Raw genomic sequence first — 21,988 nt, 5'->3', positions numbered from 1 at the left:
CTCCCGGTCGAGGCTTTTCCTTTGGGGTTTGCTTCCTTTCGCTATTTCGGTCGTCTTCGGCGCGCTCGTCCTTCTCAGCTTGTATTGGTCGGCCGGCCGAATGGATGCAGCCGCCGCGCAACGCCAACAGGATCTCGTCACCCTGATCGTCTCCAATATGCGTACGGAGATCGCACACGATCAGGAGAGCGTGACGGTCTGGGACGATGCGGTCACACGGACTGCGGAGCGCGATGTCGATTGGCTGGACGCCAACCTGGGCAGCTGGATGCATTCCTATTTCCAGCATGATGCGGCATTTGTCCTCGCTGCGGACGGCACCGACATCTATCATTTCGTGGCGGCAGACGACCGATCGGTGACGCTGGAGGAGTTTCGGACGGCTTACCTCCCGCTGGTCGCACAACTGCAGCAGCGGTTGTTTGCGGATGACACCACCGGCGTGACGGAGCGAGTCTTGTCGATCGGTGAGAGCGACTTGGCCGTGGTCGGCGGCAGGCCCGCCATCGTCAGCGTCAAGCCGATCGTGTCCGACAGCGGAGACCTGGAGCAGCGGCCGGGAGACGAAAACCTGCATGTGGCGGTCCGCTTCCTTGACGGTAGCTTCCCGAGCAGTATCGGGAGCCAGTACCAGTTTGAAGACATGCACTTCACACCGCAGGCAGACGATAGCGAGCACGCCTATGTGCCGCTGATCTCGTCAAAGCGCGAGACGATCGGCTACTTCTGCTGGACGCCGTTCCGCCCCGGCGCCACCGTCCGGAACGAAACTCTGCCGGCCCTCGGTGCTGGCGTCCTCTGCATCTTTGGGGCGACGAGCGTCCTCGGATTGCTATTGTTTCGCCGGTCCGAGCGGCTTTCTGCAAGCCGCGCCGAGTTGCAGCACCTGGCTCATCATGACGTGCTGACGGGCTTGGCAAACCGCGCCAGTTTCAACAAAGCGCTGGAACGTGAACTCGAGGCCGCTTTACCGGCAGACGTTCACGGCGTGCTGTTCATCGACCTCGATCGGTTCAAGGCGGTCAACGACACCTTCGGCCATCCCGCCGGGGACCGCCTGATAAAGATGGTCGCAGAGAGGCTGCGGGAGGTGCTTCCGCACGCGATCGTCGGCCGCATCGGTGGCGATGAGTTCACGGCTCTTCTGCGAAAGATCACGGAGCAGGATCTCGTGAAAGCCGCTGAGGACGTGGTTCACGCAATGGAGCAGCCGTTCGACCTGGATGGCGCCCTGGCCACGATTGGAGCGAGCGTCGGCGCAGCGCTCGCGGCCGGCCGGGCAGACCCGACGGAGCTGACGCGACAGGCCGACATCGCGCTTTATCACGCAAAGGCCGCCGGCCGGAACCGGTACGCGCTCTTCGGTGATCACATGAACCAACTGCTGCGGGCGCGTCGCGAGCTTGAAAACGATCTTCGTCACGCCATCGAGACGAAGACGCAGATCGAAATCCATTATCAACCGGTCTATTCGGCAACAACCGGCGAGATGTGCTCCGTCGAGGCGCTTGTACGGTGGCGGCATCCCAAAAAGGGGCTGCTCGGTCCTGACATCTTCATCCCCGTTGCAGAAGAGGCCGGGCTGATCACGGCCCTGGGATTGATTGTCCTGGATGACGCGTGTGCGACGATCTCTGCCTGGAATGATCTCCCAGTTTCCGTGAATGCGTCAGCGGCAGAGCTGAAACTGGAATCTTACCCGCTTCGGGTTCTTTCCACTTTGGCACGGCACAATATCGAGCCGGGCAGGCTTGAAATCGAGATCACTGAAAGCCTGCTGCTCGACGGTTCTGGTCAATGCGAAAGAACGATCGCGGCGCTTCGCAAGGCTGGCGTACGTTTCGCCATCGATGATTTTGGAACTGGTTATTCGTCATTCGGCCGCGTGCAGGATGTCAGCATCGACCGCATCAAGATCGACAAGGTGTTCGTCGATGAGTTGAGCCGCAGCGGCAACAACGGGATCATTGTCGGCATGGTCAGCATGGCGCGTGCGAGGGGGCTTGAGATCACCGCCGAGGGCGTTGAGACGGAGGAGCAACGGGAGATGTTGGGCTCGCTTGGCTGTGACCACCTTCAGGGATATCTACTTTCAAAGCCGTTGACACGCGAACAATTTGCCTCGGTGCGAACCAAAACGGTTTCTGACGCTGGCAGCAAGGCGATTTCCACCTCGCCGGTACCTTTCCATGGAAGGTAGCACTGGATGCCCTTACCAACAGGCAAGTTGCAGGTCTTATTTGGCTAGCGCCTGTTGATCACCAACCAAGTCCGGGGAGGACCAAGCTCCCAATCCAGGTGGAAGGGCATGGGTCAGACGAGCCTACATGGCCTGCGCTCGCTGCGGAGGGCGAGGTGGGATGGTCGGTGAAACTCAACCTATCTGTCTACACGCGATGATCTATCCGGCTTGGGATGGTGCCGCTAACGTTATTGACGCGGCCAGGAGCGGTGGCTTTGCGGTCAACCTGAGCCAGGCTATCAACGTCACAGCAAGCTCAGTAGTGACGATCTCCGTGATCTTTGCGTTTACGATGAGTATGGACTGGGTGTTTGGCGCCTTCGGCATATGGGCGATCTTTTCAGGCTTGCTGCAGCTTGGCACTGCTGTCCGACGTTACTATTTCCGCTGTCATGCCGCTACCGTTTGCCGAGATCGCTCACTTCCACGCCGAGGGCGCCCGCCAGCGTCTCCTTGCCCTGATCAGGCATCAGGGCGATGCCCGCCGCAAGGCCTTCCTGCCACGAGGCCCCTCGATCCCATGCCTCCTGGTATGCGTCGGCCAGGAGGTCGCCCTGTCGGGTTTGGATCATGGCTTCGAAAAGCGTGGCCGCTTGCAGGAGGTCCTTGTCCCGCTTCGCCCGCCCAAGCGCGTCCGTGGGCCGCCTCGATGCGACAATGAGTTTGTGGACGGAGTACCGTTCAGGCGCGGGGACGTTTACGCTCACGCCTTCCCGATGAAGCAGCACCGTCCGCAAGGGCTCGTAGATCAGGAAATCAAGGAACCGCAGGTTTTCCGCCGACGCACCACCGAGGGCAGGCATGGGAGAAGGCTTGCCCATATACTCGTCCGATCCCCGATTGCTCGTCAAAAATTCGACCCGGTAATTGGTCTTGTTGACGAACGCCGTCACGCGCGCCTTGTCTGCCTGATGCGGGACGGCTCTGAAGGACGGATCGACCCCATGCAGTATGTCTAAGATCGGCGGCAGGCTGTCATCCACCTCCTGCGAGATCGCAAAATCCATAGCTAGGTCAGCATCGCCAGTCTGCATTGCCGTCCTGGGCAATCGGACGCCGAGGATGCCCGAGTAGCAGCCATAGGCAACCGAGCCGACGAGGAAGCCACGCAGACGGAAGAACCCTGCATGCGCGAGCGCCTGCGTGACATCGCCGGCGAACCGATCGGGAGCCGACATGCCGCCTGAGCGCAGGAGCGTAGAAACCAATCGTCGCCGCTCCTTAATGTTGCCCTTGATCTCGCGATGCCGCCTGACACGCGCTGCGATCACCGGATCAGCTGCGGGGCCAACATAGCTCCGCTTATCCTTGCCCTCGGGAGTAGGGACATCGAAATAGAAATAGTCTTTGCCCTTCACCGGTACGGTGACAAAGCGGCCCTCGAGCGGAAAGTCCGATTGCCATTGCGCATCAAGAGTTTGCTGGGCGAGTTCCGCGAACATCGTCCGGAATGCAAGGTCAATATCTCTCATAGTTCGAAGGGTCCCGGTTATAATGTTTCCTTTAACTCATTATAACTTCGTTCAGTTATAATGTTCCCAAGAGAACATTATAACTCTTCTGTCGCCCGTCAAGGCATCAGCCGAGAGGCCCACGGACCGTCGTTCGCTTGCGCCATTTCAGAACCGTCTTCGGACTGATCCCATACCTCTTCGCCGCGGAAGGAGCGGCCGCGGCTCACCTGGATCGTCATCGATACGAGCTTTCCGACGCGCTCGGCCGCGCCCAAAGCGGCCAAGGGAGAAAGATCAAATGAGCACACCTATTCGATCGTCCGCCGGATATGGCTATTGGTCGTGTGACACACACCATGGCCGCCGGCTGGTGCTTCGCCGAGGTCTTCCCAATTTCAGCGCTTGTGCCGAACGCGTTCGAACTTCGACAACTTCACCTTCAGTTAGCTGATACGTTCACACTCGTCATCCGGCCGTGCGCCTTATCCATCGCCCGCCGCAGGTCATCCACCGCTGAAGCGCTGGGAAGGACTTCGCCTTCCAGTTCCTTTGGCATCTGCCATCCCGGGTTGACGCCTTGCATGTTCGGCAATTCGTGAGCGATTCCTTTGTGGCAGTCTATGCAGGTCGCCCTCCCGCTCAGGAGATATCGCGTGTGGATATCCGCGGCGCGTTCGGTCTGCTTCGAAAGGTCCATGGCTATCGAAGAATGGCAGTTGCGGCACTCGAGGCTGTCGTTGGCCTTCAGCCGCGCCCATTCGTGCTGCGCAAGCCGCAGACGTTCGTCGAGGAATTTCTGGCGCGTGTTGATGGTGCCGAAGATCTTGCCCCAGACCTCCTTGGAAGCCTGCATCTTGCGGGCAATCTTGTCGGTCCACTCGTGCGGCACATGGCAATCGGGACAGGAGGCGCGCACGCCGGACCGGTTGGAGAAATGGATCGTCCGGGTCAGTTCCTCGTAGACGTTCGCCTGCATCTCGTGACATCCGGTGCAGAACTTCTCCGTATTGGTCAGCTCCAGCGCGGTATTGAACGCGCCCCAGAAGATCACCCCGCCGACGAAACCGCCAAGCGTCAGGAAGGCAAGGCTCAGAGTGCCCGCCGGCGTGCTGAGGATCTTCCATATCCACGCCGCAAGATTTTTTATCCGTCCCATCACCCTATTTGCCCCCCAGATGCTCGACACCCATCTGGCTCATATCCCGGAACGTGTTGCCGACGAGCGGATTCACTTCCGCCTGCGGAACATGGCAGGCCGTGCAAAAATAGCGGCGCGGCGAAACGTCCGCGAGCATCTGTCCCTCCCGCGTCATGTAGTGGGTGACGCTGATCATCGGCGCGCCCGCACCCTCCGTGAACTCCCGCTTGTGACAGGAAAGACAGCGGTTCGTGTTGACCGACAACTGATAGCCTTCGATCGAGTGCGGAATGACCGGAGGCTGATCGGGGTATGCCCGCATCTTGCGTATGTCATCCACGTTCCACTTGGGCATCGGGCGGGCGGGCACCGTCTCCATGGCCTGCGGCGGGCCCGACAATTGCGGAACCATCTGGGCTGCGGCAAGCGTCGCCATGAACGCGACCGCAAAGGCCGTGGCTACGATTCGAAAGGAACCAAAGCTCAGACGGCTGGAACGATCTTGACTGCGCATTTCTTGAAATCCGTCTGTTTGGAGATGGGATCGGTGGCGTCAAGCGTGACCTTGTTGATCAACTGGCTGGCATCGAACCAGGGCACGAAGATCACGCCCGGCGGCATGCGGTTGCGCCCGCGGGTTTCCACCCGGGACCGGATTTCACCGCGCCGGGAGACGATCCTGATTTCGGCGCCCTGATTGATGCCCCGCTTTCGGGCATCGTCGGCATTCATGAAGCAGCGGGCGCCGGGGAAGGCCCTGTACAATTCCGGCACGCGCATGGTCATGGATCCGGAATGCCAATGTTCGAGCACGCGGCCGGTCACCAGCCAGAAGTCGTATTCACCATCGGGGGACTCGGCGGGCGGTTCATAGGGAACGGCAAGGATCACGGCTTTGCCGTCCGGTCGCCCGTAGAAGCGTACGCCCTCGCCCGGCTTCACATAGGGATCGTAGCCCTCCCGATAGCGCCACTTGGTCTCCTGCCCGTTGACGACGGGCCAGCGCAGGCCCCGTTCCTGATGGTAGCGGTCATAGGGCGCGAGATCATGGCCGTGACCGCGCCCGAACGAGGCATATTCCTCGAACAGCCCTTTCTGTATGTAGAAGCCGAAATCCTTGGCCTCGTTGTTCGCATAGTCCGGGTCGATCTCGCTCAGCGGGAACTGGTCGACCTGTCCGTTCTGGAACAGCACCTCGAACAGTGTCTTGCCACGATAATCAGGGTGCTTGTCCAACATATCCGCGGGCCAAACCTCGTCGGTGGTGAAGCGCTTTGAAAACTCCGCTATCTGCCAAAGATCGGACCGCGCATCGCCCGGAGCCTGCACCAGTTGGTGCCAGACATGGGTGCGGCGCTCGGCATTGCCATAGGCTCCCTCCTTCTCCACCCACATGGCGGCGGGCAAAATGAGGTCGGCCGACATCGCCGTGATCGTCGGATAGGCATCGGAGACGACGATGAAATTGTCCGGGTTGCGGTAACCCTGATAGGTCTCGTTCTTGGTATTCGGGGCTGCCTGGACATTGTTGTTGACCTGCACCCAATAGAAGCTGAGCTTGCCGTCCTTCAACATTCGGTCCTGCTGGACGGCATGATAACCCGGCTTGTCGGGAAGCAGCCCTTCAGGAAGCTTCCACAACTCTTCCGCATGATGCCGGTGCTCGGGATTGGTGACGACCATATCGGCAGGCAGCCTATGCGCGAAGGTGCCGACTTCTCGAGCCGTTCCACAGGCGGACGGCTGGCCGGTGAGCGAGAAGGGGCTGTTTCCAGGCTCGGAAATCTTGCCGGTCAGCAGATGGAGATTGTAGACCATCTGGTTGGCCCACACCCCGCGGACATGCTGGTTGAAGCCCATGGTCCAGAGCGACATGACCTTCCGGTTCGGATCGGCATAAAGTTCGGCAAGCTGCTGCAGAAAGCCGGGATCGGCCCCGGTCAGTTCGGCGGTCTTTTCGAGCGTGTAGTCGGAAACGAATTTCTTGAAGGCGTCGAAATCGATCGGCTCCGTCTTGGTCGGATCACCGGCATTGGTGGCCTTGAGTTCCAGCGGGTCCTCTGGGCGCAGGCCATAGCCGATATTGTCCACGCCTTTCATGAAGGTCGTATGGTTGCGGACGAACTCCTCGTTGACCTTGCCGCTGGTGATGATGTGGTTTGCGATGTAGTTCAGGATGGCGAGATCCGTCCCGGGCGTGAAGATGATCGGTATGTCGGCGAGATCCATGCTGCGATGGGTGAAGGTGGAAAGCACGGCAACCTTGACATGGCCGTGGCCGAGCCGCCGGTCCGCCACACGCGTCCAGAGAATCGGATGCATCTCCGCCATGTTCGAACCCCAGAGCACAAAGGCATCTGCGTTTTCGAAATCGTCATAACAGCCCATCGGCTCGTCCATGCCGAAGGTGCGCATGAACGCATAGGCCGCGGACGCCATACAGTGCCGGGCGTTGGGGTCGAGATTGTTGGAGCGGAACCCCGCCCGCATCAGCTTGGTCGCGGCATAACCTTCGAAGATGGTCCATTGGCCGGAGCCGAACATTCCGACAGCGGTCGGCCCCTTTTCCTTCAGCACCCTCTTGCACTGCTCAGCCATCACGTCGAAGGCCTCGTCCCAGCTGACAGGCTCGAATTCGCCGTCCTTGGCGTATTGGCCGTTCCGCTTGCGCAGCAAGGGCTGGGTAAGCCGGTCCTCGCCATACATGATCTTGGAGAGGAAGTAACCCTTGATACAGTTCAGGCCGCGATTGACCTCCGCCTGCATGTCGCCATGGGTGGCGACAACCTGGCCCTCCTTGACGCCGACCATGACGCCACAGCCCGTTCCGCAGAAACGACAGGGCGCCTTGGACCATTTGATCTCCAGCGCCTCCACGCCGCCCGGAACAGGTTGAGCGGCTGCCGGCAGGACGATCCCCGCGGTCGCAGCGGCAATGCCTGCCGCATGCGCCTTGATGAGATCACGCCGCGTCAGTTCTCCCTTCATCTGCGATACCCTCTTGCTCTTCGGAATGTTCAAAAACCATGTTCGCGGCGACCACGCCGTCAATCGCCGAGATTGCCGACAAGGCCGCACCCAGCTGGCCGCTGCTGTAACCTTCGATGACGACAACCATCTTGCCGTCCTGAACGCCGTGAACCTCGACGTTGCTCATCTCGGATATTGCCCGGCGAACACGTTCCTGGTCCTGCGGCTTCATCACGATCACCGCGCTGGACACGTAGTAGCGCTGCTTCCCTTCAGACATCGGATATCCCCCTGTTCCACGCGCATCGCGCCGACAGGGCAGACGCCTTGCATGCAATGCTACCGGCGACGGCTTCGTTGTCGTTTTCCGGAAGGAGGAGGTCACCGCGCGCCGGCCAGGCGCCGATAACCTCGGCAGGACATCGTTCGGCCAGGACGCCGAATCCCGTGTCTGCATGGAACGAACGGGGGCCAAAACCTCGAGGTCGGGCGCCCGTGTCTGACGTTATCCTGTCTGGCAGGATACGGTATCGGGTGAGGCAACGATCCTGCATGACGAGCCTCAATGACCGGGGGGACCGGGAGGGCCGCTGATGATCTGGTACATCCAGACCAGGAAGCCGTATCCGCCGACCACGCCAACGGCGACGATAGGCCAGATGCCAAAGGCCAGGATGACAAATGTTAAAAGTTCAGCGCGCCTGCGGGATTTTGGCGCCCCATCCTTCAGTTGCTCGGTGGAAAAATTGACCAATCAATCCTCCATGCTGCGCCCAGTGACGTCGATTTGACCTAGAGCAAGCTTGCGAGAAGTAAACTCGACTTTATGAAGAAACTGAAGATTATCATCGCCAGATTGCAGCCGGGCCGGGCGCCAATGCTAGCAGAACCAAAAAACTCCTCGTTCCCAAGGCTAAAGTCAGACGCTAGGTTAATCCAGCCGCTGGCTTCTCCACTGGTCGGTTCTCATGCCGGGGTTGGCGAAGGAGCTTTTAACAACGCGAATTCACCGCCGAACGCAACCATCGTCGCGGCGCCCCTATGAGCACCAGCGGAACCCTTCTCATCGCAAAAGATCGAAGCGACGATCGTACGTGCTATCGGCGACGTTTGTTATTGACGCAGAAGCGAAGTCGGTCAATTCAAGATATCGCGAAGCTCGACCGCAAGCTCTCGTGCCGTGTAGGGCTTCTTGAGCCAGCTTCCCGATTGGGCAAGTTCGCGTCCGGCGATCGCCGGCTCGGCATAACCCGACGTGAACAGCACCCTGATATTCGGACGCCTCGCACGGACTTCCGCCGCCAGTTCGTCGCCTGTCATGCCGCCCGGCATGACGATGTCGGTAAACAGCAGCGCGATATCGTCGTTCTGGGCGAGCCGGTCGAGCGCCTCCACGCCATTTGCCGCCTCGACAACCTGATAGCCGAAATCGATCAGGCGTGAGACCGCCACACGCCGCACCCTGGGATCATCCTCCACGACCAGGATTTTCTCCGTACCGCCGGGAATCGCCGCCGCCCTTGAAGCAGTCGCCACTTCCGCGGACATCTTCGCATCCTCCTTTTGCGCCGCCGGCAGGAAGAGCCTGACACTGGTGCCCTGCCCCGGCTCGCTGTAGAGCTGGATATTGCCGCCGGACTGCTTGGCGAAACCATAGACCATGGAAAGGCCAAGGCCGGTTCCGGAACCGACACCCTTGGTGGTGAAGAACGGTTCGAAGGCCTTTTCCTTCACCTCCGGCGTCATGCCCGTGCCTGTGTCCGTCACCGAGATCAGCACATAGTCGCCGGTGCGCATATGCGGATACATCTGGGCATAATCGACGTCCAGCTTGACCCTTGAGATGTCGATCGTCAGTTTGCCGCCGCGCGGCATGGCATCGCGGGCATTGAGGGCAAGGTTAAGAAGCGCGTTCTGGAGCTGCGACGCATCGACGAGCGCCTCATTGGAAGCTCCCGTGACGACAGTACGGAATTCGATCGTCTCGCCGAGCGAGCGTCTTAAAAGATCGGAGAAACCGGTTACCAACTGCCCGACATCCACCAGCTTCGGATTGAGGGGCTGGCGGCGCCCGAAGGCCAGAAGCTGGCCGGTCAGCTTGGCGCCGTCCCCGGCGGCATCCTGCGCTTCATGAAGCAGGGCCAGTAGTTTCTCGTCCGAGAGCCTGTTCTCGATCATTTCGAGATTGCCGCCAATGACGGTCAGCAGATTGTTGAAGTCGTGTGCCAGCCCGCCGGTGAGCTGGCCGATCGCCTCCATCTTCTGCGATTGCCTCAGTTCTTCCTCGATCTTGTGGCGGCTGGTGAGGTCGCGGATGAAGCCGGTGAAGATGCGCTTGCCATTGGTGATCGCCTCGCCCACCGCAAGCTCCATGGGAAACACGGATCTGTCTTTCCGCTGACCGGTAACCACGCGACCGTACCCGATGATGCGACGCTCGCCTGTCGTCAGATATCGCGTAAGATAGCCATCATGAGCCTCCCGGTCCGGCGACGGCATCAGCATCTTGACGTTGTGACCACAAACTTCATTCGCCGAATATCCGAAAAGCTGCTCCGCTGCGGCGCTGAAAGACGTGATGATACCGATTTCGTCAATGACGACCATCGCCTCGGGAACCGTATCCAGGATCGACCGCAGGTCCAGTTCCTCCTCGGTACGCTCGTTTCGGTCTTTTGCCATGTTCGTCACCGTCCCGTTCGCTTCGTTGATGATGGATCCAGGGAAAGGGGAATCGGCTCGACGACCGAAAGCGAAAAACCTCTGCTTCGTCAGCCTGGGACATTTCCGCCTGGGTTGCGAGGCAATCACCGGAACTACTGACGGCATAGCCTCGTCGGGTTGAAGGATCTCATCGTTGGGTGCAGCACGTCCTCCCGGCTTCGCCTCGCCTGTGAGTGACCCAGACCTAATGGCGGCGTGGTTCACGGAGAGCGAGCAAGTCGCCGGGCAGGTCTTCATGATCATCGCCATCGCCAGTAAGTTGAGCCAACATGCCGGGCCGCTCGATTCTGATCGTATGGCGGAGGCCAGGATTTTCGAAACCAAGAATTCCTTTGTTGGCCAGTTTCGTAACGGTCCGAGAGACGGTCTCGATCGTGAGGCCCAGATAGTCGGCAATATCAAGCCGGGTCATTGGCAGCTCAATGATCGTGCATCCGGGCACCGTGTTTCGCCTCAGATACTTGACGAGGAAGGTGCACAGACGTTCCTCCGCGCTCTTGCTCGATAACAGTACCATTTGATCTTGCGCCGCAGCCATTTCGTCGCAAACGCGAGCGAAGATGACAGGACGCAGCCCTTCGTCGGATGCAACGGCGGCATCGAATTGTCGGCGCGCCAACCTTTTGACAACAGACGGAGTTATCGCTTCGGCGCTGTAGAGATAACGACCGCGCAACGACACTCCGACAATATCTCCAGCGTCCAGAAACCCGGTAATGACACGCCGTCCGCCGGAAATGATCCGGAAAACTCGAAGTGTTCCCTCAACGACTTGAAAGACGTGCTTTGCGTCGTCGCCTTCGAAGAAAAGCGATTGGCCAGAGGCTAAATGTTCGACAGGCTGTTTGACGAAAAGACGGTCGAGGCAACTGGCTCCATTCGCATGCGGCGTCGGTTTATGAGTATGAACAGTATTATAAGGATTGGCCATGAACATGATGCAGTCTCCGTACAGTCGATGGTGCAAACTTGCGCCAGACCGGTAACAGCCGAATGCTGTTGGCGTGAAACATGGTTCGATTGTGTAACAATTGGTAACCGGCGAGCGACGCAGGCTGTGCATGGCTGCGCCGCTAGAGCTCCATCGTCCGCACTCGCACGCGCCAAGTGCCCCCTTAATACGCCGATTTGTCAACCATCCCTGCGGGCTTACTCAGACTCGCGCTCGACAGACTGCACCCCGCAGTGCCTGGGTCCGTGCGACCCGCTCATGTGTGTAATCGGCGGCGCCACGGACTTACCACCGTGAGCCTGCCCGGAATGCGGCCCCGTCGGAGAGAGCCACCGCTCGGCAATTATTCCTGCCGAACCTCGCTCCCGCCAATGGCGAAGCTTGGGCGAAGGCTCACGGAATGGTTGACTTCGATAAGAATACTAGCTCGTGCCTTGCCACAAACGGCCAGGGCGCCTACTTGCAGAGAATTGACATCTGTCAATATGAGCGGCAGCGGATGGGCTAAACCTCAATTAGCGAGATCGAAAATTATGCGCCACTACGCCATCCTTAAAACGATCGAGCATTTTCGAGCGCGACTTGCCGACGAGACCAATCCAGATCAGCGGGCCAAACTCAAGGAACTCATTCAGCGAGAAGAAGAGAAGCTCTTGGAATTGGCCAAAAAGCATGAACATTAGACTGGCGAAGCAGCGTGGGAATATTGCTGGTCCAATAAAACAAGGAGGTGCCCCACGATTCTTGGAATCGCGAAGGAAGCGCCGCACCGATCCATCGGTCCCTAAGCCAAGAATCCGCGGAGCAAGATCGTCGAAATTCGAATACATCTAAACGCTCTCGCCACGAGACCCAGCGGCAGACGAGGACAATGTGGAATCGAGAACGATGGGCCAGAACTGCCTTTCGGTCAGGGCATCAACAAACGCTCCGTTTTGCCGTCTCGAAAGTAGCCAGGAATTCCCTAGGCGATCTTCATAGAAGTATCGTATTTTTGGCCTGCTCCCGGTTTTTCGGACACAAGGTTGATCCGACAGTTCGCCCCTGTGGCACTCCGAGTTATCCGATACTTCCTTTGTTAAACGACAGCTCCTATTTCCGCTCGCCCTCGGCATCGGGGTCGAGAAGGAATATTAGCTTGCCAAAACAAGATATTGCTCACGTCATTTTCAACGGAAAATCTCGGAATTCTGCGAAGTGCGCATCGCGCCAGTCGCATCGAAACGGGTCCTGGAGAATATCAGACCCTATCTCATCAGCCTCATTATCTACCGAAAGTGACCTTCACAAATGTCGCGCAATCATCGCGCCGCCTCATCGCCGCTTGGCCAACGCAGGTCTGCACGGGGTGCATCCCGGAACATACGGAACCGGCGCCGATCCTGCGAAGCCAGCTTCTGGGGTGACGCGCTACATGCCCATTCTGCGGAAACCAGTTCCGGGATGCCGACGGACGCGAAGTCCCTTCCCTTTTCCAGCAATATCGCGTTGCGGCTCTGCGCGGCGAAAAGCTGCTCACCGATGAAGCCGAACATGGCTTAAAGACCTGGGCATCGCCAGCCGGAATTGTACGTCTGCAACTCATACGGAGCGCAGTACTTCCGTTTCCAGGCGAGGACGAACTGTGGAGTTCAGGGTGCTGGGGAAATCATTCCGGAACTCGATGACCTCCTTGCCGAAATATGCACCAGCTTTCCAACGCCGCAAAACCCGGTTTTGCCGTTGCATTTGCGCCCTGCCCTCCTGGCCGGTGTCGCGATGGTGCATTCTGGAGGAGCAGAAATGCTTGATATGCTGCGTCAGTCCACGTTTGGATTGCATCGGCATCGTTTCGACGGGGAAGCAATGCCGTTCTTCATCAACGCATCCCGCAAAACACTCCCGCAGATGCAGTTAATTTGAAAATTTGGACGCCTTCATTCTCATAATTAAATGCCCACGTTCTGCCAAACCGCCGCATTCTTGCGTGTAAGTGCAAAGCGACAGGCGTTTTTCATCACATCAGCCCGCAACTTGCCGATCTATATTTTCACGACATCGGGTTCCGATGGGCGTAGCGCGCTGTCGCCGGCCACGTGTTGTGAAAGAGCAGAAACGGCAGGAAATTTACGAAAAATCTCTGGTCACGCGTCCCTCCTGCATTACAATTGCAGCAGGTGTTCCGCGGTGCTACCGGCCGGCGAATGCGTCGCTGCCATGACGGAGGCATCACCATCAAATCTGCCGTAGCTGTCTTTGGTTGGCAAAGGCCGCGCGTCTGCGGGAAACCAACGCTATGCCCTCAACCTCCAGCAGCCGGTAAAGACAAGTGGCAACTCTACGATCTGGCCCGACAATGGGCGTGGCATTGAGACGTGTGGCATAGGAAGGTCTTGGCTAGTATCAAGGCGCGCCTACTTTATGGCGTAGTGCCGATGGGCACTATGCACGATTTTATGTTATGAAGTCAGGCTCCGGCAAACCGAGCCGAAGCCTGCGCCATGGAGCCGTCATGACCTTTCTAGGTCTCGAAGCCGAGATTCTGGCGCGAATACAGTTCGCTTTTACCGTCTCGTTTCATTTTCTCTTCCCGGCCTTTTCAATTGGTACCGCGAGTTACCTGGCCGTTCTGAACGGGCTCTGGCTCTGGAGCCGTGACGAAGCCTATTTCAAGCTTTTCGAGTATTGGAAGACAATCTTCGCCGTGACATTCGCCATGGGCGTCGTTTCCGGCATCGTCATGAGCTATCAGTTCGGCACCAACTGGTCGTCGTTTTCCGACAAGGCGGGACCCGTCATCGGTCCGCTGGTCGGCTACGAGGTCCTTACCGCTTTCTTCCTGGAGGCGGGCTTCCTCGGGATCGCCCTGTTCGGCCGCAAGCGTGTGGGCAACGCCGCCCACATGGTGGCCGTCGCCATGGTAGCGATAGGCACATTGGTCTCGGCCACGTGGATCACTTCGGCGAACAGCTGGATGCACACACCTGCCGGGTTCAGCGTCGATTCCAACGGCGTTTTCATTCCCGAAGATTGGTGGCAGATCATCTTCAACCCGTCGTTTCCATACCGGATGACCCACACGGTTCTGGCGGCCTTCCTCACCACGGCCTTTGCCGTCGGTGCTGTCGGGGCTTGGCACCTCCTGAAGGATCGGCAGAACCGTCAGGCGCGGATCATGTTTTCGATGGCGATGTGGATGGCGGCTATCGTGACCCCGATCCAGATATTCGTCGGCGACCTGCATGGCCTGAATACGCTTGAGCATCAGCCCGCGAAGATCGCTGCCATGGAAGGACACTACGAGACGCACACGGACGGCGCGCCGCTCGTCCTGTTCGGCATTCCGGACGACGAGGCGGAGACCACGCGTTACGCCGTGGAGATTCCAAAGCTGGGTTCACTGATCCTGAAACACGAGCTCGACGGCGAGATAAAGGGGCTGAAGGAATGGCCGCGTGACCAGCGTCCTCCGGCGCTGATGCCTTTCGTCACCTTCCGGATCATGGTCGCTCTGGGATTGCTGATGCTCGGGATCGGCTTGTGGTCTCTTTGGGCGCGGTGGAAGGGAAAGCTATACGACACGCCGTGGCTTCATCGCGCTTCCGTCTGGATGGGGGGATCCGGATTCGTGGCGGTGCTTGCCGGATGGTACACGACCGAGGTCGGTCGCCAGCCATGGACGGTCTACGGGCACCTCAGGACCGCCGACAGCCTTTCTCCCGTCTCCGCTCCCGCCGTCGGAACGTCGCTTCTCATATTCATCGCCGTCTACTTCATCGTCTTCGGCGTTGGAGTCTACTACCTCATAAAGCTCATGCGCAGGCCGCCGACGCCTCTGGATAGCGATCAAGAACTTGATGCCGGGCCCATCAGGACGGCAGGTGTCACGCCCTGCGTCACCCAAGAACACCCACTTGGAGGACATCATGGCCATTGACCTCTCTTTCGTCTGGGCGGGCATCATCGCTTTTGCCGTCCTTGCCTATGTCGTCCTCGACGGCTTCGATCTCGGAATTGGCATCGTCTTCCCGTTCTTCAGCAGCCGGCGCGATAGAGACGTGATGACGAACTCCATCGCGCCGGTCTGGGACGGCAACGAGACGTGGCTGGTGCTCGGCGGTGGCGGTCTCATGGCCGTGTTTCCGCTTGCCTATGCCATCATTCTTCCAGCGCTTTACATGCCGATCATCCTGATGCTGGTCAGCTTGATCTTCCGGGGAGTCGCCTTCGAGTTCCGTTGGCGCACCCACCACGAGTCCCACCTGTGGGACTTCGGCTTCTGGATCGGATCATCTGTCGCAGCCCTCATGCAGGGGATAGCTCTGGGAGCGCTCGTCCAAGGCATCGCCGTCGAGGGCCGGCAATATGCCGGCGGCTGGTGGGACTGGCTCACTCCGTTCTCGATCCTGACCGGAGTAGCCGTCCTTGTGGGCTATGCGCTGCTTGGCGTCACCTGGCTCAATCTGAAGACAAGCGGCGACATCCAGGCGCGCTCTGCCAATTTGGCGCGGCCCCTCAGCCTCGCGCTTCTGGCGCTGATCGGCGTCGTGTCGCTCTGGACGCCGTTCATCAACGAGATGTACTTCGAGCGCTGGTTCGGGTGGCCGACGGCCTTCTTCTCGTCCTTCGTGCCGTTGCTGCTGGCACTTTGCGCATTTGTGCTCTGGCATGGGCTCACCCATGACAAGCACGTGCAGCCCTTCCTGGCAGCGCTCGGTCTCTTCGTTTTGAGTTTCGCAGGCCTCGGGGTCAGCTTCTATCCGTACATGATCCCCGGCGTGCTCACGATCAAGGAGGCCGCGGCACCGGAAAGCTCGCTGAAGTTCCTGCTCGTCGGCGCGGTCATTCTCGTGCCGATGATCCTGGCTTACACGGCTTACGCCTATTGGGTCTTCCGCGGCAAAATTGACCCCGAGGAGGGATACCACTGATGAACGACACTATCCGCAAGACCGCATGGTTCGTCGCTCTGTGGCTGGCGGGTGTTAGCACGGTCGCAATCGTCGGCCTCATTATCCGCGCCCTTTTGACCTAAGGGTTTGCCTGCAGCGCGGCGACCAGGATGAGACGCGGAGCGGGATCAGGTTGACGGTGCGATGACAGCTGCAAACGTCAACGCACCGCGCCCGCGCTTGTGTGTGAGGGACTTTTTGGCAGCGGAACCGATCAAATCATTCGGCCACGCAAATCTTCCTGCGCAGTATGGGGTCAGAACAAGAGCAGTCCGAAATCGTACGCGGCCTTTATCAACCAAAGACAGCCACGGCGGATTTGATAGTGATGCCGCCGTGGTGGCTTCGGCGCATTTGGCGGCCAGTGGCAGCACGGAACACCTGGAGTAACTGCAGCGCCGGCGGCACCCGTGACCAAAGGGTTTTCATGCTTTCCTTGCCGCTTCTGCTCTTTCGCACGGCTTGACCGGTGACAATACGCTGGGACCAACGGAAGCCGATTTCATGAAAATAAAGGTCTGCAAGTTCTGGGCTGATGTGATGAAAAACACCTGCGATGGTTCGGCGAACTCGAGCGTTGAACCCTTCGACTGAATTGACGTGGACGGAATCCCGGACATATTCGCGACTGGAGTGGTTGACCGTCTCATGTGCGGCAAAGCTTTCGCCTACAGCCACGAACGCCTTAGCCTCGTCACTCATCAAGTGCGCATGCAGCTCAACTTGTGTTGTCATTGCGTTCACGGCAGCACGCAATGAAAGGCCGGTCACGACAGCGGCGCGGGCATCACCCGCTTTTGATCCGGGAGTGACGTCTGCCGGTCGCTGCACGATTCCCACGACCGGCGTCTTTTCCGTTTTTGCCTGCCCCTGGCGGCCTCGCCCCGGTGGCGGCCCATCAGGTTGCTTTCTTGGCCTTCCACCAAGATAGAAATGGTCGACTTCCACCGTGCCATCGAGCATGTGCTCGCGCGCCACCATGAGGCGGAGCGCATGACCGATCCGCCAGGCGGTCGGTTGGCTCACCCCGAGTGTCTCGGCGAGACGGATCGAGGACAAGCCTTTGTCCGATTGCAGCAACAGCCACATCGCCTTGAGCCATGTGCGCAAGGGAAGTTTCGTGGCATGCAGAGGTGTGTGCGTTGTCACCGTGAATTGGAAACGGCAATCACTGCTGGAGCATTGATAGAGACCGGGACGCGCACGGCGCTTGCCTACGTCTCGGCCAGCTATCGCGATCGAGTGTTTGTAACCACAGGCCGGACAGATCCTGCCATTCGGCCACACCATGCTCTCCAGCAAACGACGGCAATGCTCTTCGTTTCGGAATGCGGCAATCATGTCTTCAACTGTTCGAATATTGGAAAGCGTTGCCACTATCATTTCAGACATAATCGTCACCTCCGGAGCGGACCGCAGAATCGCACGGAAAGCGGTGTATCACAAGGATATTGCTGTCTTTGGTTGATAAAGGCCGCGTACGATATCGCACTGCTCTTGTTCTGGCCCCATCCGCGACATCGAAGTGAAATGGTACACGGGCCAAGACGCCGATCCGTCCCAACACACACCCGTCCCGTTGGTGATGCAGAGCCTTGACGGACCGATTGCGTCGCAAATGACCCAGGCGCTCGACCAGAAGGGGCTAAAGTGGGAGCCGGTCCTGGTCACCGATTCTTCCCTGACGATTGAAGCTGCCGTCCGCGGAGGTCACGCCGTGACAGCCTTGCCCGTCTTCGATACGGCAAGCCCACCGAGTCAGCTCAGAGCATTGGAGCCAAAAGACGGGTTCCCAACCCTGGCGCCTCTGACTTTGGCGCTGGTCACACCGCTCGGGACGATCAGTCTGGCAGGCCAGAGATTTCGTGAACTGCTATTGTCCGAGCTACGTTGATCCAACCACTCTGCGCATGTCGGCGGCTCGGTTCGAATTTGACCTGCCAAAATGCAGCAACCAAGAAAACGCACTTGTGAATTCGTTCTACATATGAAACTAAGGAGTTGCAGCCAATCCAGCCAAACTGCTCTTCCTGAGCGCCTTTCGTCGAACATCGGAACGTATATCGGTGACCATCCACTCTCTTCATCACCTAACGATGATCTACGCCCATCCGCGAGACCTCATCGAGGCGGCGGCCGCAGGCGGGTTCAGCCATTGCGGCATCCGCCTGGTCGCTCCAAGACCGGGCGATCCCTTGGTCGACGTCCTTAACGAGCCGGGCGGCATCGGAGCCATCGAAAACAAACTTCGCGAGACCGGCGTCAAGCTCCTCGACATAGAAGCGATCTGGATAAGCCCCGACACAGAGGTGCCCCGACTCAGGCCGGCGCTCGAAGCTGGCGCCCGACTTGGCGCGAGCCACGTGCTCGTCGTCGGCAACGATAACGACGCGGCCAGGCTCCGGGCGAATTTCGCGGCGATCTGCGCGATGGCCGAGCCGCTGAACCTGATCGTAGCACTCGAATTCATCACCTATTGCAGTGTTGGTTCGCTCGACAAGGCGGCGGCTGTGGTGACCGATGTCGGTGCTCCGAATGGCCGACTGCTGATTGACGCCCTGCAGTTCTTTCGCTCCGGCGCCGCGCCGGCAGACATTTCCGCATATGATCCGGCGCTCTTCGCCTACATGCAGATATGCGACGGTCCTATCGTGGCGCCGGCGTCGCTCGAGGACCGGCGAACCGAGGCCAGGGAAAACCGACTGCTGCCCGGACAAGGAGAATTTCCTCTCGCCGCGCTGGTCGACGCGCTCCCGGCCGGGATGCCGCTGAGCGTCGAAGCTCCCAGCAGGACCCTGCGCGGACTTGATTTTCGCGAGCAGGGCCAGGTCGCCGGCGCGGCGTTGCGTAAGTTTCTTGAAGTGTCCGATATCAAGAGGAGACCGGTTTGATGAATGCGCCTGTGATTTTCCCGACGCTGGGTATTGGTGCCGGAAGCTTGGCGAACGCTGGGGGTGAAACCGCCTTTATCGAGACTGTTCGCGCAGCCTGGGCAGCCGGGATCCGGTATTTCGACACGTCAGCCTTTTATCTCGGCGGTGAGAGCGAGCGAAGACTGGGCGACGCCCTCAAAGGCTTTTCGCGTAACGAGCTCCGCGTGACCACGAAGCTCGGGCGATACCAAAACCACACCGGTTCGAGCATTGATCCGCAAAACAAGAACAGCTTCTTCGATTACTCGGCCGACACGACGCGGCGATCGGTGGAACGGAGCTTGGCACGGTTGGGTGTCGAGCGTCTCGACGCCGTTTTCATTCATGATCTGGATCATCGGATCTGCGGTGCGGATTATGATGATCTCGTCAAGGCTGCGCGAACTGGCGCATATCCGGAATTGAGGCGGCTCAAGGACGAAGGAGTTGTCGGTGCGATCGGTGTTGCCGCGATGGATTGGCGCGCCTGCCTCGAACTCGCGGAGAGCGTCGAACTCGACGTGGTGATGCCGGCAGGTGAGTACTCGCTTCTGCGTGTCGCGAGCCAGCCACTGCTCTCGTTTTGTCAGGCAAATGACATCGCCTGGATCGCAGCATCGCCGTTCAACTCTGGAATTCTCGCCACCGGCGCAAGAGAGAACGCGTTCTACGACATGCGGCCGGCGACGCCGCCAGTGCTCCGGCAGGTCGAGGCGCTTGAAGAAATCTGCAGAAAGCACGATGTGCCGCTTGCCGCTGCAGCGCTTCAGTTTCCAGCGCGTCATCCGGCGGTTTCGAGCGTGGTCTTCGGCGCGAAATCGGTCGAAGAGTTCGACGAGACTCTCTCCCTTGCCTCGGCCAAACTGCCAGTGTCGCTTTGCAGTTAATCGTGAGAATCGCCTGTCAACGATTTCAGAAGGTTAGCTGTACACATAGTTTGAGAATGTACAGTTAAATTGAGATTCAAGATGGGTCTTTGGCATTTAATGTGAGAACCGGGCGCAGCAGCGTAACGGCGTAGAATTTACCCACGACGGCGCATTAAATTCAAAGAATACAGGGCGTTCGTGTTGACGCGATTGCAGTTAATGTGAGAATCCGGTCGCTCGGATTCTCACCTTTAAATGCCAAACCTGGCCGAAACAGCCGCATTCTCACGTTTATCTGCCAAGCGACATCATAATCTGGGCCTGACGGTAAAGCGGAAGGTGATCGGCATACTTGGAGACCAGCACATGGGCGACGGTCGCTTCCGTCGGCAGCCCAGCCTGGATCAGCCGTGCTGGTGCCGGAGCTTGAACGACACCGTCAGTGCAGGCACGACAGGCATATTTGGGGCGACGGGTGACGAGGACGCGGAACTGGGCGGGGACCACGTCCAGCCGTTCGGAGACATCCTCGCCAATGTAATGCAGGCAACCGCCGCAGGCGCAGATTAGGCTGTCCGGTTCGATCACCTCTTCGAGACGCGGAAGATGCTTTGGAAGGGAGCCGCGATTGATCGCGCGTGGCTTGGCAATCCTGTTTCCTGCAGGAGTGTCCGCCTCATCCTCGGCATGGATCACGGCCATGGCCGTTTCCAGGTCTTCGAGCGCCAGGTCGAATTGGTCAGGATTGGTCTTCTCGGATTTGCGTCCGAAGGCTGCCTGCTTGAACGCTGCGACCAGCTTCTCAAGCCGCTCGATGCGCTCATCTTTGCGGGCGATATGCTCGTCTTTGCTGGCTATCGCGACGTCCCTGGCCATCTCCCGGGCCTGCGCCGCGATCAGCATCGCCTTCAGGGCGGCAACATCATCGGGAAGGTCTGCGGCATCAAGCATAGCCGGAAGCTATCAAATCCGGAGCCGATTTGCCTCTGCAATTTGCGGTGCTGAGTCATCGTGCCGCAGCTATTCGATGACTTCCGGCGCTCTAGTCTGGACGGCATGAACCCGCCGCCAATCGAGGCCTGCGAACAAAGCTTCGAACTGGGCGTGAGTGAGAGTCATCAATCCATCCTTGATGCCTGGCCAAGTGAAGGTGTGCTCTTCCAGCCTTTTGTAGGCCATGACGATCCCGGAGCCATCCCAGTAGATCAGCTTCAAACGGTCCGCCTTGCGTGAGCGGAATACAAAGACCGTTCCGGTGAACGGGTCCTTGTGCAGCTCGTTCTTTACCAGCGCCGCCAACCCGTCATGTCCCTTGCGGAAATCCACGGGTTTGGTCGCCACCATGATCCGCACGCGGTTCGAGGGAAAGATCATGTTGCCACCGCCAAGGCGCGAGCGACGGCCGCGATCCGGGACGCAGACGCTCCTTCCTCCAGACGAATGGTGACGGGACCTATGACAATCTCGGGGCGCGTGGCAGCCTTTACCGTCGGCGGCTCCGGCAATGGCGTGTCGATTACCATTGCCGCAAACTCGACCGCGTCTTCCGGCTCTGGCAACACCAACTTGCCTTGCCGCGCCAGCGTGCGCCAGGAAGACAAGTGATTGGCCTTCAGCCCGTAGCGCCGCGCGACTTCATTAACCGTTACGCCCGGACGTAAGCTCTCGGACACTATCCGTGCCTTGACCTCATCAGGCCATTGGCGATGCGCCTCACGCCTGCTCCGCCGCGTTGTGAGAACCTCCAACGTATGCTCCATGGAGAAACTCCTTCTCGCTCATCCATGGAATGTCGA

Annotated in this window: 19 protein-coding genes and 3 pseudogenes; 8 read left to right on the top strand and 14 right to left on the bottom strand. The window is 59.1% G+C overall.

From position 1 onward, the window contains the following. Positions 1–100 precede the first annotated feature (100 nt). Positions 101–2,200, top strand: a complete 2,100-nt coding sequence (locus QEO92_RS31810) for a putative bifunctional diguanylate cyclase/phosphodiesterase (RefSeq protein ID WP_320443067.1) — start codon at positions 101–103, stop codon at positions 2,198–2,200. Positions 2,201–2,396: 196 nt separating this feature from the next. Beyond that, a pseudogene (locus QEO92_RS31805) lies at positions 2,397–2,621 on the top strand (DUF308 domain-containing protein); the annotation flags it as partial. Positions 2,622–2,640: 19 nt separating this feature from the next. Here the strand turns inward: QEO92_RS31805 and QEO92_RS31800 are convergent. The 10 genes from QEO92_RS31800 to QEO92_RS31755 all read right to left on the bottom strand — a co-directional run bounded on the left by QEO92_RS31800 (position 2,641) and on the right by QEO92_RS31755 (position 13,015). Further along, entirely contained in the window at positions 2,641–3,714 is a 1,074-nt protein-coding gene (locus QEO92_RS31800) for a nucleotidyltransferase family protein (RefSeq protein WP_210057274.1), read from the bottom strand. 421 nt (positions 3,715–4,135) lie between these two features. Beyond that, positions 4,136–4,852: a NapC/NirT family cytochrome c gene (locus tag QEO92_RS31795; protein ID WP_210057272.1), complete on the bottom strand. Its 717-nt coding sequence runs from the start codon at positions 4,850–4,852 to the stop codon at positions 4,136–4,138. A 4-nt stretch (positions 4,853–4,856) separates the two neighbouring features. Next, entirely contained in the window at positions 4,857–5,348 is a 492-nt protein-coding gene (locus tag QEO92_RS31790) for a nitrate reductase cytochrome c-type subunit (RefSeq protein ID WP_210057270.1), read from the bottom strand. Further along, on the bottom strand, positions 5,318–7,822 hold the full coding sequence (napA, locus tag QEO92_RS31785) for a periplasmic nitrate reductase subunit alpha (protein ID WP_227705916.1): 2,505 nt from the start codon (positions 7,820–7,822) through the stop codon (positions 5,318–5,320). Before napA ends, QEO92_RS31790 begins: the two co-directional genes overlap by 31 nt. Continuing rightward, positions 7,797–8,084 (bottom strand): chaperone NapD, encoded by a 288-nt coding sequence (locus QEO92_RS31780; RefSeq protein WP_227705915.1) that lies wholly within the window; start codon positions 8,082–8,084, stop codon positions 7,797–7,799. The genes napA and QEO92_RS31780 overlap by 26 nt, the downstream gene beginning before the upstream one ends. 282 nt (positions 8,085–8,366) lie before the next feature. Beyond that, positions 8,367–8,534: a periplasmic nitrate reductase, NapE protein gene (gene napE, locus QEO92_RS31775; protein WP_037146038.1), complete on the bottom strand. Its 168-nt coding sequence runs from the start codon at positions 8,532–8,534 to the stop codon at positions 8,367–8,369. A 407-nt stretch (positions 8,535–8,941) separates the two neighbouring features. Further along, a complete protein-coding gene (locus QEO92_RS31770) occupies positions 8,942–10,486 on the bottom strand; it encodes a PAS domain-containing sensor histidine kinase (protein ID WP_227705914.1) in 1,545 nt (514 codons plus the stop codon). A gap of 226 nt (positions 10,487–10,712) precedes the next feature. Beyond that, on the bottom strand, positions 10,713–11,465 hold the full coding sequence (locus tag QEO92_RS31765) for a cyclic nucleotide-binding domain-containing protein (protein WP_407722198.1): 753 nt from the start codon (positions 11,463–11,465) through the stop codon (positions 10,713–10,715). Between the two features lie 530 nt (positions 11,466–11,995). Beyond that, entirely contained in the window at positions 11,996–12,310 is a 315-nt protein-coding gene (locus tag QEO92_RS31760; RefSeq protein WP_210057265.1) for a hypothetical protein, read from the bottom strand. Positions 12,311–12,781: 471 nt separating this feature from the next. Further along, positions 12,782–13,015 (bottom strand): hypothetical protein, encoded by a 234-nt coding sequence (locus QEO92_RS31755; protein ID WP_210057263.1) that lies wholly within the window; start codon positions 13,013–13,015, stop codon positions 12,782–12,784. 450 nt (positions 13,016–13,465) lie between these two features. Here QEO92_RS31755 and QEO92_RS31750 point away from each other — a divergent pair. From QEO92_RS31750 to cydB, 3 genes and pseudogenes are all read left to right on the top strand, one after another. Then, positions 13,466–13,720: pseudogene (locus tag QEO92_RS31750) on the top strand (IS1595 family transposase); the annotation flags it as partial. Between the two features lie 251 nt (positions 13,721–13,971). Continuing rightward, positions 13,972–15,396, top strand: coding sequence for a cytochrome ubiquinol oxidase subunit I (locus QEO92_RS31745; RefSeq protein ID WP_210057261.1), 1,425 nt, complete (start codon positions 13,972–13,974; stop codon positions 15,394–15,396). Further along, positions 15,386–16,390, top strand: a complete 1,005-nt coding sequence (gene cydB / locus QEO92_RS31740; RefSeq protein ID WP_210057259.1) for a cytochrome d ubiquinol oxidase subunit II — start codon at positions 15,386–15,388, stop codon at positions 16,388–16,390. Before QEO92_RS31745 ends, cydB begins: the two co-directional genes overlap by 11 nt. 315 nt (positions 16,391–16,705) lie before the next feature. Here the strand turns inward: cydB and QEO92_RS31735 are convergent, their stop codons facing one another. Beyond that, positions 16,706–17,803 (bottom strand): IS1595 family transposase, encoded by a 1,098-nt coding sequence (locus QEO92_RS31735; protein ID WP_210057257.1) that lies wholly within the window; start codon positions 17,801–17,803, stop codon positions 16,706–16,708. Between the two features lie 193 nt (positions 17,804–17,996). Between QEO92_RS31735 and QEO92_RS33300 the strand changes: the two genes are divergently transcribed. The 3 genes from QEO92_RS33300 to QEO92_RS31725 all read left to right on the top strand — a co-directional run bounded on the left by QEO92_RS33300 (position 17,997) and on the right by QEO92_RS31725 (position 20,210). After that, positions 17,997–18,305: a LysR substrate-binding domain-containing protein gene (locus tag QEO92_RS33300; RefSeq protein WP_425272383.1), complete on the top strand. Its 309-nt coding sequence runs from the start codon at positions 17,997–17,999 to the stop codon at positions 18,303–18,305. Positions 18,306–18,477: 172 nt separating this feature from the next. Then, positions 18,478–19,302 (top strand): sugar phosphate isomerase/epimerase family protein, encoded by an 825-nt coding sequence (locus QEO92_RS31730; RefSeq protein ID WP_210057254.1) that lies wholly within the window; start codon positions 18,478–18,480, stop codon positions 19,300–19,302. Continuing rightward, positions 19,302–20,210 (top strand): aldo/keto reductase, encoded by a 909-nt coding sequence (locus QEO92_RS31725; protein WP_210057252.1) that lies wholly within the window; start codon positions 19,302–19,304, stop codon positions 20,208–20,210. The genes QEO92_RS31730 and QEO92_RS31725 overlap by 1 nt, the downstream gene beginning before the upstream one ends. A gap of 279 nt (positions 20,211–20,489) precedes the next feature. On the opposite strand, the pseudogene QEO92_RS31720 reads toward QEO92_RS31725, so the two are convergent. The 3 genes and pseudogenes from QEO92_RS31720 to tnpA form a co-directional block, all read right to left on the bottom strand. Beyond that, positions 20,490–21,143, bottom strand: a pseudogene (locus tag QEO92_RS31720) (transposase domain-containing protein); the annotation flags it as partial. Positions 21,144–21,212: 69 nt separating this feature from the next. Further along, on the bottom strand, positions 21,213–21,566 hold the full coding sequence (gene tnpB / locus QEO92_RS31715; RefSeq protein ID WP_210057251.1) for an IS66 family insertion sequence element accessory protein TnpB: 354 nt from the start codon (positions 21,564–21,566) through the stop codon (positions 21,213–21,215). After that, on the bottom strand, positions 21,563–21,952 hold the full coding sequence (gene tnpA / locus QEO92_RS31710) for an IS66-like element accessory protein TnpA (RefSeq protein ID WP_210057249.1): 390 nt from the start codon (positions 21,950–21,952) through the stop codon (positions 21,563–21,565). Before tnpA ends, tnpB begins: the two co-directional genes overlap by 4 nt. Positions 21,953–21,988: the final 36 nt, after the last annotated feature.

Source organism: Neorhizobium petrolearium, assembly GCF_029854435.1.
GTDB classification, from domain to species: domain Bacteria; phylum Pseudomonadota; class Alphaproteobacteria; order Rhizobiales; family Rhizobiaceae; genus Neorhizobium; species Neorhizobium petrolearium.
Note: the sequence above shows the minus strand (reverse complement) of the source record. Positions and strands in the feature narration are given on the sequence as shown.

What these genes read in the sequence shown, in the direction of transcription:
- QEO92_RS31810 (WP_320443067.1), top strand. Translation starts at nt 101, where the DNA reads ATGGATGCAGCCGCCGCGCAACGCCAACAGGATCTCGTCACCCTGATC.
- QEO92_RS31800 (WP_210057274.1), bottom strand. Translation starts at nt 3,714, where the DNA reads ATGAGAGATATTGACCTTGCATTCCGGACGATGTTCGCGGAACTCGCC.
- QEO92_RS31795 (WP_210057272.1), bottom strand. Translation starts at nt 4,852, where the DNA reads ATGGGACGGATAAAAAATCTTGCGGCGTGGATATGGAAGATCCTCAGC.
- QEO92_RS31790 (WP_210057270.1), bottom strand. Translation starts at nt 5,348, where the DNA reads ATGCGCAGTCAAGATCGTTCCAGCCGTCTGAGCTTTGGTTCCTTTCGA.
- napA (WP_227705916.1), bottom strand. Translation starts at nt 7,822, where the DNA reads ATGAAGGGAGAACTGACGCGGCGTGATCTCATCAAGGCGCATGCGGCA.
- QEO92_RS31780 (WP_227705915.1), bottom strand. Translation starts at nt 8,084, where the DNA reads ATGTCTGAAGGGAAGCAGCGCTACTACGTGTCCAGCGCGGTGATCGTG.
- QEO92_RS31770 (WP_227705914.1), bottom strand. Translation starts at nt 10,486, where the DNA reads ATGGCAAAAGACCGAAACGAGCGTACCGAGGAGGAACTGGACCTGCGG.
- QEO92_RS31765 (WP_407722198.1), bottom strand. Translation starts at nt 11,465, where the DNA reads ATGTTCATGGCCAATCCTTATAATACTGTTCATACTCATAAACCGACG.
- QEO92_RS31760 (WP_210057265.1), bottom strand. Translation starts at nt 12,310, where the DNA reads ATGTATTCGAATTTCGACGATCTTGCTCCGCGGATTCTTGGCTTAGGG.
- QEO92_RS31755 (WP_210057263.1), bottom strand. Translation starts at nt 13,015, where the DNA reads ATGTTCGGCTTCATCGGTGAGCAGCTTTTCGCCGCGCAGAGCCGCAAC.
- QEO92_RS31745 (WP_210057261.1), top strand. Translation starts at nt 13,972, where the DNA reads ATGACCTTTCTAGGTCTCGAAGCCGAGATTCTGGCGCGAATACAGTTC.
- cydB (WP_210057259.1), top strand. Translation starts at nt 15,386, where the DNA reads ATGGCCATTGACCTCTCTTTCGTCTGGGCGGGCATCATCGCTTTTGCC.
- QEO92_RS31735 (WP_210057257.1), bottom strand. Translation starts at nt 17,803, where the DNA reads ATGTCTGAAATGATAGTGGCAACGCTTTCCAATATTCGAACAGTTGAA.
- QEO92_RS33300 (WP_425272383.1), top strand. Translation starts at nt 17,997, where the DNA reads ATGCAGAGCCTTGACGGACCGATTGCGTCGCAAATGACCCAGGCGCTC.
- QEO92_RS31725 (WP_210057252.1), top strand. Translation starts at nt 19,302, where the DNA reads ATGAATGCGCCTGTGATTTTCCCGACGCTGGGTATTGGTGCCGGAAGC.
- tnpB (WP_210057251.1), bottom strand. Translation starts at nt 21,566, where the DNA reads ATGATCTTTCCCTCGAACCGCGTGCGGATCATGGTGGCGACCAAACCC.
- tnpA (WP_210057249.1), bottom strand. Translation starts at nt 21,952, where the DNA reads ATGGAGCATACGTTGGAGGTTCTCACAACGCGGCGGAGCAGGCGTGAG.